This is a genomic window from Pseudomonas sp. K2I15, from assembly GCF_002204795.1.
GTDB lineage: Bacteria > Pseudomonadota > Gammaproteobacteria > Pseudomonadales > Pseudomonadaceae > Aquipseudomonas.
Genome location: NZ_NIXO01000050.1, coordinates 36,554 through 46,894, shown reverse-complemented (window position 1 = coordinate 46,894; position 10,341 = coordinate 36,554). Strand labels below are relative to the sequence as shown.

The window sequence follows — 10,341 nt, the reverse complement described above, 5'->3', positions numbered from 1 at the left end:
TTCTTGACGACCATAGAGCATTGGAACCACCTGATCCCATCCCGAACTCAGCAGTGAAACGATGCATCGCCGATGGTAGTGTGGGGTTTCCCCATGTGAGAGTAGGTCATCGTCAAGATTAAATTCCAGAACCCCTGATTGCTAACGCAATCAGGGGTTTTGTTTTGGGCGTTCTGTAGGCGCGAGCTTGCTCGCGAAAGACGTCAACGATAACGCGGGCTACCTGATGCCACGCATTAACCCCCACGCTCTAATCCCCCCGCATACACAATTCGCTATTAAATCCCCCGACAAATTTGCACAGTTATTTCTGAACCAGAACACTAGAATAGGCACCTAACCTTTTTTAGAGTCCGAGCCCTATATGCCCGACCCGGTTGATACCCTTGAGGTGTCAGACTTACCGCTGGACGAACTGGTGGCATGCCATGAGTGCGACTTGCTGATGCGCAAGCCAGCGCTTTCCCGCGGTGAAAAGGCCCAATGCCCGCGCTGCGGCTACGAGCTGTACGCGCACCGTCACAACGTCGTTGAACGAAGCCTGGCTTTAGTGATTGCCGCGCTGTTGTTGTACGTCCCTGCGAACTTTTTACCCATCATGCAGCTCAATCTACTCGGGCAGTCCTCGCAGGACACCGTATGGACCGGCGTTGTCGGCCTTTTCGAAACCGGCATGCAAGGCGTCGCCTTAGTGGTGTTCCTCTGCAGCATGGGCATTCCATTGCTCAAGCTCCTGTGCCAACTGGCGGTATTACTAAGCATCCGCTGGAACATCGGCCGCAGCTACGGCCTGCTGTTTTATCGCATCTACCACCATCTAAAGGACTGGGGGATGCTCGAGGTTTACCTGATGGGCGTGCTGGTGGCGATCGTAAAACTGGCCGACATGGCCTCTATCACCGTTGGCCTGGGCCTGGCCTGCTTCGTGAGCCTGTTAATGGTCCAGGTGCTGCTGGAGGTGGTCATGTCACCTCACCAGATTTGGGAAGCGCTGTCAGGAGAGGATGCTCATGCGGGCGATTGATGCGGGCATTCTGATCTGTACCGAATGCCATGAGTTAAACAAACAAGACCCGGACACCGACGAGCAAACCTGCACCCGTTGCGGTGCGCTGGTCCACGCTCGCCGTCCGAACAGCCTGACGCGCACCTGGGCGTTGCTGATCACGGCGGCCATCTTGTACATCCCGGCCAACCTGTTGCCGATCATGACCGTCAGCTCCCTGGGGCAAGGCGATCCGAGCACCATCATGTCCGGCGTGATCCAGTTGATGCAGCACGGCATGTTCCCCATCGCTGCGGTGGTGTTTATCGCCAGCATCCTGGTGCCTACCTTCAAGCTGGTGGGCATCGGCCTGCTGCTGTTCTCGGTGCAACGTCACCAGCCACTTTCCGCGCAACAACGCATTATCATGTACCGCTTTATCGAGTTCATTGGCCGCTGGTCCATGCTGGATATCTTCGTGATCGCCATCCTGGTGGCGGTCGTAAATTTTGGGCGACTTGCCAGTGTCGAGGCCAATCTCGGTGCCGTGGCGTTCGCCAGTGTGGTGATCTTGACGATGCTTGCCGCAGTAACTTTTGATCCCCGACTGATTTGGGATAACACGGAGTCGGACGACGACCATGAGTGATTTGCCTAAGGCTAAAACCCGCCCAGCTTCCAACTGGTCGGCTATTTGGGTACTGCCCCTGATTGCCCTGATCATCGGCGGCTGGCTGGGGTGGCGTGCCTACAACCAGCAAGGTATCGAGATTCAGGTTCGCTTTGAAAGCGGCGAAGGCATCCAGGCCAACAAGACTGAAGTGGTCTACAAAGGCATGTCCGTGGGTAAGGTCAAAGCCCTGGCGCTGGATGATGAGGGTAACAATCGCGGGGTGATCGCCACCATCGAGATGAACAAGGATGTGGAGCAATACCTCAAGACCAACACCCGTTTCTGGCTGGTAAAACCCAGCGTCAGCCTGGCCGGTATCACCGGCCTGGAAACATTGGTCTCGGGTAACTACATCGCTGCCAGCCCGGGCGATGGCGAGCCCACACGCAAGTTCAAGGCCCTGTCCGAAGAACCACCTTTATCCGACGCCAAGCCCGGCCTGCACCTGACGATCAAGGCCGATCGCCTCGGCTCGCTGAACCGCGGCAGCCCGGTGTTCTACAAGCAGATCCAGGTGGGCCAGGTCAAAAGCTACTTGCTCTCCGAAGACCAGACCACCGTTGAAATCAAGGTCTACATCGAGCCGACCTACGCCAGCCTGGTGCGTAAACACACGCGTTTCTGGAACGCCAGCGGCATCAGCATCGACGCCAACCTTTCCGGTGTAAAAGTACGCAGCGAATCCCTGGCCAGCATCGTCGCCGGCGGTATCGCCTTCGCCACGCCAGAGAACCGCAAGGACAGCCCGCCGACCGACCCAAGCCTGCCGTTCCGTCTGTACGAAGACTTCGACGCCGCTGCTGCGGGCATCAAGGCCAAGGTCAAGCTTACCGACTTCGAAGGCCTGCAGGCTGGCCGCACGCCGGTGATGTACAAAGGCATCCAGGTCGGCAGCCTGAAAACCCTGAAGATCGACCCGGACCTGTCCAGTGCCAATGCCGAATTGACCCTCGATCCACTGGCCGAAGACTACCTCGTGCAGGACACCCAATTCTGGGTGGTCAAACCGTCGATTTCCCTGGCCGGTATCACCGGGCTGGAAGCGTTGGTAAAAGGTAACTACATCGCCATCCGTCCCGGTGACAAGGGCAGCACGCCACAACGGGAATTCGTGGCTCGTGCCAAGGCGCCTCCACTGGACCTGCGTTCCCCTGGCCTGCACATGGTGCTGTTCACCGACAACCTCGGCTCCCTGGATGTCGGCAGCCCGATCCTCTACAAGCAGGTCAAAGTCGGCTCCGTACAGAGCTACCAGTTCTCCCGCAAGAACAAGCAATTGGTGATCGGCGTCCACATCGAGAAAGAATACGAAGGGTTGGTCAACGGCTCGACGCGTTTCTGGAATGCCAGTGGGGTGACCCTGACCGGTGGACTGACCGGCGGTATCCAAGTGAAAAGCGAATCTTTGGCCAGCCTGATGTCCGGCGGTATCGCCTTTGAAACCCCTGAGCAGAATGTGCCGCTTAAAAAGCGTATCCCGCGTTTCCGCTTGTTCCCGGATCGCGAGGCCGCCAACCAGCACGGCACGCTGGTGACCATCAAGGTCGACCGTGCCGATGGCCTGCGGCCAGGTACGCCGGTGCGCTTCAAAGGCCTGGACGTAGGCAAGATCGAAAGTGTCGACCTGAGTGCCGACATGCAATCGGTACTGCTCAGCGCGCGCATCACCCAAGTGGCGGATCGCATCGCCCGGGCCGGTAGTCAGTTCTGGGTGGTCAAGCCAGAACTGGGTCTGATGAAAACTTCGAACCTGGAAACCCTGGTCACCGGTCAGTACATCGAAGCGCAGCCGGCGACGAAAAGCACCGGTCCACAAAAGAGCTTTGTCGCGTTGGACAAACCACCCGAGGCCGTTCATCAGGAGGAGGGCCTAAGCCTAGTGCTCAGCGCCGCGCGCCGTGGCTCGTTGAAGGAAGGCGTTCCGGTCACTTACCGCGAAGTCACCGTAGGCAAAGTCACCGGCTACGAGCTGGGCCAGACTGCCGACCGTGTACTGATCCACATCCTGATCGAGCCTAAGTACGCGCCGCTGGTGCGCAGTGGCAGCCGCTTCTGGAATACCAGTGGCTTCGGTCTCGACTTCGGCCTATTCAAGGGTGCAACGGTGCGTACCGAATCCCTGGAGACCCTGGTCGCCGGCGGTATCGCCTTTGCAACGCCAGACGGCGAACGCATGGGCAACGCTGCACGCCCGCAGCAAACCTTCCCGCTGTTCGACAAGTTCGAAGACGAATGGCTGACTTGGGCACCTAAAATCCCACTCGGTAAATAGGCCGAGGCGCGGCCTTCGCGAGCAAGCCCGCTCCCACATTTGACCGAGTTCCCCCTAAAGGAACCCGATTGAATGTGGGAGCGGGCTTGCTCGCGAAGAGGCCCTCAAGAGCACCAAAAAAAGGCCGCGATCCAAAAGATCGCGGCCTTTTTGCATGTCAGCGCAGCCGATTAAACCTCATCCAGCTCCGGCTCATCCGCCTGCACGTTCACCGTGGCCTTCACCACATCGTGACGGCGAATGTACTTCCAGTCCGCCTCATCAATGTAGATCCCGTTCGGCCCGCTGCCGCCTTCCAGGTCAATCGCCACCTGGGCGGAAACCTGTGGCTTCACACTCGCCAGAATCGGCACAAAGCCCAACTGCAAGCTGGTCTCCAGCAACGCCGCCTGGTTCTTCTCATCGATGTCTGCCGCCTCATCGAGGTAGTACGGCAAGCGCACTCGCCCGGCCTGATCGCGGTCCATCAAGTGCAGCAACAAATACATGTTGGTCAGCGCCTTGATGGTCATGGTGGTGCCGTTGGACGCGGCGCCATCGATGTCGGTGTGAATGATCGGCTGGCCGTTGACCTTGGTGATCTCGAACGCCAACTCGAACAAGTCCTTGAGGCCCAACTGGTTATGGTTGGCCGCTACCAGGCGCGCCAGGTATTCCTTGGCTTCCTCGTTCTTGTTGTCCTGCTCGGCGCTTTGACTCAGGTCGAACACCGACAGGGTTTCGCCTTCTTCATACTGGCCGGCACTGTGGATGATCTGGTCGATATGCTTGAGGGCTTCCTTGTTCGGCGCGAGCACAATGCGAAAGCTCTGCAGGTTGGACACCTGACGCTTGTTGATCTCGCGGTTGAACAGTGCCAACTGGTGCTCAAGGCTGTCGTAGTCGCTGCGGATATTGCGCAAGGTGCGCGCGATATCGGTCACCGCCGCACGCCGTGCCTTGCCCAGGGTCAGGGCTTCATCGGTACGGTGCGCGTAAGCGTTGATCAACAGGTGCAGGCGACGCTCCATATCGTCTTCACTGTCGAACTTGGCCACGCCCTTGAGGCGCACCTGCGCATACAGCGCGTCGATCTGGCCATCAGCGCGCAGCAAGCCCTGCCAGCTGTCTTGATAGTCATTGAGCAGCGGCAGCAGGTTTTCCATGGAGTCGTCGACCGGGTCCATGAACGGCGTACCAAACGGCAAATCCGCCGGCAGCAACTGACGACGACGCAACGCGTCATCCAGCGTGCGCTGCTTGGCTTCCATATCGCCAATCTGCCGGCCCACCAGTTGCAGCTTGGCCGACAGTTGCTGGACGCGTTCGGTAAACGCATCGCTGGAGCGCTTCAACTCGTCCTGCGCGCCTTCCATCTGCGCCAGGCTTTCCAGCTTCTCGCCTTCCTCGGCACTCAGGGTCTGCGCACGGCGGAAGTCCTCCAGCGCCTTCTGCGCGTCCAATACCTGTTGGTACAGCGCTTCAGTCTGGGTCTTGCTCGCCGCGCGGTCAGAGGCCACGGCTTGCTGGGTTTTCAGTTGCTTGAGTTCTTTTTCCAGACGCTCTTTCTGGTCGCGCAACGCGGCGCGGTCAGCCAACGCCTGCAACGCCGGCGGCTCGATATGTGAGATATCGATGGCCAGCCCCGGCACTTCAAAACGCTCGCCCTTGAAGCCATCAAGGATCTGCTCCAGGGATTTCACCCACAGGCCTTCCTCGTCCAGCGTGATGCCGTGCTCACCCAGCGGCAAGCTGAACAGCGAACTGTTGAACAGGCGCATCAGACGCTCGACATCCTGCTGCGAGAATTCTTCCCGCAGCTTGGCGTAGCTGTTGTTGTCGGCGTGATCGAGCTGTTGCTTCACCGACTTCAGGCGTTTTTCCAGATCCCGCAGACGCTCGTCCAAATCCTCGGCGCTGAACTGACGCGACTGCGCCAGGGCGCCCGCCAATTCATCGTGGGCATCCTTGGCCGCCAGCAGTTGCTGCTCCAGCACCTTGACGTCATCCACCAGCGCGAAGCGGTGCTTGAGCACTGACAACTCACCGAGCCAACGCTGAATGCCGCTGATTTCCCGCTCCAGGCGCATCAGCTCCTGAGTGCCACCGCGCTGGTCGTTCTGCAGCGAGTCTTGCTCGTTGCGGTAATGCTCGGCCTGAATCGTCAGCTCTTCCTTGCGCGCACTGGCGTAGTCCGACCAGGTGCCCAGCAACGAGTCCAGCAGCGGCGACAGGCGATGCAGCTTGCCGCGCAGAATTTCGCGCTGTTTCACGCCATTGGAAAGCGCTTCCACCAGCGGCCCGGCCGCGACCAGTGAGTTGTAGTCCTGCTCCATACGTCGCACATCACGGAAGGCTTCTTCACACGCCGCGATGTAATCCACGCTGCCGGAACGCAGGCTGTGTTCGAACGCATCCAGGAACAGTTGCTTCAACTTGGCCGCGGTAATTTCCCGCATGTGCAGCAAGTTGATAAACAGCGCACGGAAGGTTTTCAGGCTCTGCTCGCTGGTGGAGCGCAGCGGAATCAGGGTCAGGTCCAGCGGGATCGACGTATGGCCGCCCACCAGCAAACGCCGCAGTTCATCCGGCTTCAGCTCATAGGCTTTCAGGCCTTCACGCTCAAGGTTGGTGAACAGCTCTTTCTGGCGCAGGCAGGTGTCGTTCTTCTGGTAATGCGCCAAATCCAGCTTGCCCGCGTAAGCAAAGAACTGGTGACCAAAACCACCGCCCGGGCCGCGACCGACCACGCCGATCACGTGCGGGCCGTGGGGCAGCGCGACTTCCACCAGGATGTAGCTAGTGTCGGTGGCAAAGTAGAAACGGCGGGATTGCTCCAGGGTGTACTTGCCGAAACTCATGTCCGACATGCGCGCCAGAATCGGGAACTGCAAGGCGTTGATCGAAGCCGATTTGCCGAGGTTGTTCGCGCCATACACCGACAGCGGCTCTTCCAGCGGGAACAAACCCAGGCTGTAACCGGCGGTGTTCAAAAGGGCGAAGCGGCGGATGCCGTAGCGTTCCTTGCTCATGCGTCGGTCTCCTGTTCTTCGGCAATGGCGCGGGCCATGGCGTCTTCTTCGCTCTCTGTTTCAAATTCGGTCAAGTCCAGCGGGTCATCGGTCTTCAGCAGTTTTTCGTCGCTGTCTTCGTCGATGATCACCGGCGCCGGCAACGGCAACACGCTGTGAATGCTCGCCGCGAGGTCGCGGTCTTGCTGCACCGAGAGGCACACATCCAGGAAGCGGTGCATCGGCGGCAGGAAGCGGTAGATGCCGTTCTCTTCACCGGCAAAACCCAACTGCGTCATACGGCGCATGATTTTTTCTTCCAGCTCCTCAACGGTTGTCACTTCGGCCTGGATAAACAGGTCGCGGTACTTCTCCAGCAACGAGGGCAGCTCGTCACGGCCCAGGCTGCCACCGTCGAGCACGGCGATCGGGTCGCGGCCCTGGTCGGCCAGGTGCTCGACGATGATGAAGGTGAACAACGCCAGGCGTTGGGCGGTCTTGTTGACCTGCGCAGCGGCCACGGCGGTGTCCGGCACGAAGTAGTAGAAACCCCGGGTATCGCACACCAGCTCAAAGCCCAGGGCCTTGAACAGCGTGCGGTACTGGTCCTGGAAGTTCGACAGTTGAGCGTACAGCTCCGGGTCGCGGCGGCTGACGTGGTAACCCTTGAACAGCTCGCGAAAGATCGGCGCCAGTTGGGACAGTTCGGATAGATCAAGATGCATGAGGTGTGCTCGCAGAATTCCCGGTCGCATCAAGGCTGGCCGGGAGCAGGGCGAATGAGCGCAGGCTGACCTGGTGCTCGTGAGTGTGGTAATCCCGTCGTTCCAGACGTTCGCGCTTGAAGCGTTTTTCCCGCGACAGGCGAGAGAACCAGTACAGCAACTCGTCGGTTGCGCCGTCCGGTTCCTGCTCCAGCAGCCAGGTCATCAGGTCGGGCATCGGCAGTGCGTCTTCGCAGCGCTCGAGCATTTCCTTGACCGTGCGCGGTGCGCGAGGGGCTTCGCCCTTGTGGGATTTGTGCGCCTTGGGGAAACGCGCCGGCTTTGGCTCGAAGTTGGCCAGGGCGTACACGTAGGCTTCGACCTGGCTGGCGCTGCCAAGAAAGGTGCTTTGCGGCCGGGTGAACATCGGCATCGCCGCTTGCGGCACCGCGTCCAGGCCCTTGCGGCGGATCGCCGACAAGGCCAGCGCCGCGCCACGGGTCACGGCGTTGTGTCGGCGTGCTTCTTCACGCAGCGGCAGCAGCAGTTCCCGTGCGTGACGCAAGGTCAGCTGGGCGCTGGTCTGCATTTCGAGGATGCGCGCGTGGGTGCGCAGCAGCATGTCGTCGTCCACCAGGTGGCCGAGGCGCTGCTGTTCGGTGAGCATGCGCAGCAGCACGTTTTCGACCTTGCGCACGCCTTGTTCGAAGGCGCCGTCGGCGTTCACCAGTTGAATCATCGGTTCGACGTATTCGTCCCAGGTCGCCAGTACTTCGGCGTAACGCTGGCGCAACGGGATCTGCCGGTCGCTGGTCTTGGCGCGATCAGCTACGGCCGCGAGGGCCTGTTCGTCGTTGGCGAGTTTTTTCAGCACGTCGCGTACGCGCATGTCCAGCAGGCGCAGTTGGCGCGCCAGGTCATGGCCGTCACGGATATCGAAAGCGTCCTGGATATAACCCGCCAGGCGCTCAAGGTGGCGCAGGTAGGCTTCGATTTCCAGGCACAGGCCTAGCCGGTGCTCCTTGCGAAGATACGCCAGGAAGTCGTGGATCTGCGCGTTGAGCTCGAAACGGTTCGGGCTCTTGGCGACAGGCACCAGGATATCCAGGCGAATCCACACGTCCAGCAGGCTGGTGATGTCCTGTGGCGTGCTGTCCAGTTGTTGGGCAGCCAGTTGGGCGCGCAATTCGCTGAGGCTCAGGGTGCCTTGGTCGAAGTGTTCGCACAGTGGCTCAAGCAGGGCCCAGTGTTCGGCGAGGGCGCGCAAGACGCGCTTGGGTTCGATCATCGGAATGGCCGGCTGGTTAGCGATTAAAAGCCGCGATTGTACTGCATCGGTGCCGGGATTTATCCACAGCCGGTCGTGAGGCGCCCACTTGCGCGATCAACTGCGGGCGATCTTCGTCGAAGGGCGGTAGAATCCCCGTTCTTTAGTTATCCACAAGTGGCCGACCTTTGCTTATCGAGTCCCGACGTCGCGCTTACTTGACCGCCATGCAGGTGGTCAACTGGCTGCCGCGCACTGAATTACCGTTCGCCGCACCCTCGCGGCCCGAGCTGCTGGAGGCTCCGGAACCGTTCGAGGCGTTCGAGGCTACGGGTGAGGAGGCGGCTGCGCCGGTGCCGCTGGTCAAGCCTGTGGCAGAAACCCCGGTGGTTCGGCCAAAGGTCGAAGTGCCGCGCCCGTCGCCGGTGGCCAAGCCGGTCGTCGCCGAAGAGGCGCCTGCCGTGGCCAAGGCCCCGGTGGTGCCGCCGCCGCGCTTTGCCCTGCAACTGCTGCGAGCCGGGCGTTGCCTGCTGCTGGTGGAGTTACCCACAGGCGAGCGCTTCCAGACCCGCGACCCGGCTTATCTGCTGCTCAAAGACATGCTGCGCGCCGCCGGCCTGCCCGACAGCCCGCAAATCGTCGGCGAGCCAGTACGCTGGCCGCTGCTGGTGCGGGGCACCATGGACCAGGGCCCGGACGCCGCGCGGGATTTTGTGCAAGGTTTTGTGTCGGCGCGCCTGGAAGACGAACCCTGCGTGTGCCTGTGGCTGATCGGCTTGCCCGCCGTGCGGTTTGCCGGTGAAGCCAACGCCGAGGCCTGGTACCGCGAACTGCAGGTCGAAGGCCTGGGCTGCGTGTGGGCCCTGCCGGGCCTGGAACTATTAATGGAAGAGCCACAGCGTAAGGCTGATGTTTGGCAAGCCATGCGCCAGCTGATGGCGCGCTGGAAAAGTACCGATGAGTGAAGCTTTATCCTTCCGCCCGATGACCGAGGCGGACCTCGACGCTGTACTGAAGATCGAATACGCAGCGTTCAGCCACCCCTGGACCCGCGGGATTTTTCTCGACGGGCTGGGCAAATACCAGATCTGGCTGATGTTCGAAGGTGAGCAGCAGGTCGGCCACGGCGTGGTGCAGATCATCCTCGATGAAGCGCACTTGCTGAACATCACCGTCAAACCGGAAAACCAGGGCCGTGGCCTGGGTTTGAGCTTGCTGGAGCACCTGATGTCCCGGGCCTACGAGGCCAAGGCGCGGGAATGTTTCCTGGAAGTGCGCGACAGCAATACCGGCGCGTTCCGGCTCTATGAGCGTTATGGTTTCAACGAAATTGGCCGCCGGCGGGATTATTACCCCGCCGTCGGTGGTCGCGAAGATGCGGTCGTGATGGCCTGCACCCTGGTCGACTAAAACGCACAAATCCCAAGTGGAAGCAGCCCCTGTGGGAGCT

At 60.5% G+C, this 10,341-nt stretch carries 8 protein-coding genes and 1 rRNA gene; 6 read left to right on the top strand and 3 right to left on the bottom strand.

Annotation, left to right across the window (positions count from 1 at the left end):
- The first annotated feature begins 2 nt into the window (after window positions 1–2).
- From rrf to CEC48_RS24185, 4 genes are all read left to right on the top strand, one after another.
- Window positions 3–118 (top strand): 5S ribosomal RNA (rrf, locus tag CEC48_RS24200).
- A gap of 246 nt (window positions 119–364) precedes the next feature.
- The gene (locus tag CEC48_RS24195) at window positions 365–1,024 is read left to right on the top strand and encodes a paraquat-inducible protein A (RefSeq protein WP_088426035.1); all 660 of its coding nucleotides are present in this window, start codon (window positions 365–367) and stop codon (window positions 1,022–1,024) included.
- A complete protein-coding gene (locus tag CEC48_RS24190; protein ID WP_003214366.1) occupies window positions 1,011–1,634 on the top strand; it encodes a paraquat-inducible protein A in 624 nt (207 codons plus the stop codon). The genes CEC48_RS24195 and CEC48_RS24190 overlap by 14 nt, the downstream gene beginning before the upstream one ends.
- Window positions 1,627–3,930: a PqiB family protein gene (locus CEC48_RS24185; protein WP_088426034.1), complete on the top strand. Its 2,304-nt coding sequence runs from the start codon at window positions 1,627–1,629 to the stop codon at window positions 3,928–3,930. Before CEC48_RS24190 ends, CEC48_RS24185 begins: the two co-directional genes overlap by 8 nt.
- A gap of 170 nt (window positions 3,931–4,100) precedes the next feature.
- Here the strand turns inward: CEC48_RS24185 and mksF are convergent, their stop codons facing one another.
- The 3 genes from mksF to mksB are packed head-to-tail and all read right to left on the bottom strand — an operon-like array spanning window position 4,101 to window position 8,912.
- Entirely contained in the window at window positions 4,101–6,941 is a 2,841-nt protein-coding gene (mksF, locus tag CEC48_RS24180; RefSeq protein WP_088426033.1) for an Mks condensin complex protein MksF, read from the bottom strand.
- On the bottom strand, window positions 6,938–7,645 hold the full coding sequence (mksE, locus tag CEC48_RS24175; protein WP_088426032.1) for an Mks condensin complex protein MksE: 708 nt from the start codon (window positions 7,643–7,645) through the stop codon (window positions 6,938–6,940). Before mksE ends, mksF begins: the two co-directional genes overlap by 4 nt.
- Window positions 7,635–8,912 carry an Mks condensin complex protein MksB gene (mksB, locus tag CEC48_RS24170; RefSeq protein ID WP_088426031.1) on the bottom strand — a complete coding sequence of 426 codons (1,278 nt, stop codon included), beginning with the start codon at window positions 8,910–8,912 and terminating at the stop codon, window positions 7,635–7,637. Before mksB ends, mksE begins: the two co-directional genes overlap by 11 nt.
- A 206-nt stretch (window positions 8,913–9,118) precedes the next feature.
- Between mksB and CEC48_RS24165 the strand changes: the two genes are divergently transcribed.
- Both CEC48_RS24165 and rimI read left to right on the top strand, forming a co-directional pair.
- A complete protein-coding gene (locus CEC48_RS24165) occupies window positions 9,119–9,856 on the top strand; it encodes an energy transducer TonB (protein ID WP_088426030.1) in 738 nt (245 codons plus the stop codon).
- A complete protein-coding gene (gene rimI, locus CEC48_RS24160) occupies window positions 9,849–10,301 on the top strand; it encodes a ribosomal protein S18-alanine N-acetyltransferase (RefSeq protein WP_003214382.1) in 453 nt (150 codons plus the stop codon). The genes CEC48_RS24165 and rimI overlap by 8 nt, the downstream gene beginning before the upstream one ends.
- Window positions 10,302–10,341 lie beyond the last annotated feature (40 nt).

Bases quoted from the DNA above. Each gene is read 5' to 3' on its own strand.
- CEC48_RS24185 (WP_088426034.1), top strand. From the start codon at position 1,627: ATGAGTGATTTGCCTAAGGCTAAAACCCGCCCAGCTTCCAACTGGTCG.
- CEC48_RS24190 (WP_003214366.1), top strand. From the start codon at position 1,011: ATGCGGGCGATTGATGCGGGCATTCTGATCTGTACCGAATGCCATGAG.
- CEC48_RS24165 (WP_088426030.1), top strand. From the start codon at position 9,119: ATGCAGGTGGTCAACTGGCTGCCGCGCACTGAATTACCGTTCGCCGCA.
- rimI (WP_003214382.1), top strand. From the start codon at position 9,849: ATGAGTGAAGCTTTATCCTTCCGCCCGATGACCGAGGCGGACCTCGAC.
- mksE (WP_088426032.1), bottom strand. From the start codon at position 7,645: ATGCATCTTGATCTATCCGAACTGTCCCAACTGGCGCCGATCTTTCGC.
- mksF (WP_088426033.1), bottom strand. From the start codon at position 6,941: ATGAGCAAGGAACGCTACGGCATCCGCCGCTTCGCCCTTTTGAACACC.
- mksB (WP_088426031.1), bottom strand. From the start codon at position 8,912: ATGATCGAACCCAAGCGCGTCTTGCGCGCCCTCGCCGAACACTGGGCC.
- CEC48_RS24195 (WP_088426035.1), top strand. From the start codon at position 365: ATGCCCGACCCGGTTGATACCCTTGAGGTGTCAGACTTACCGCTGGAC.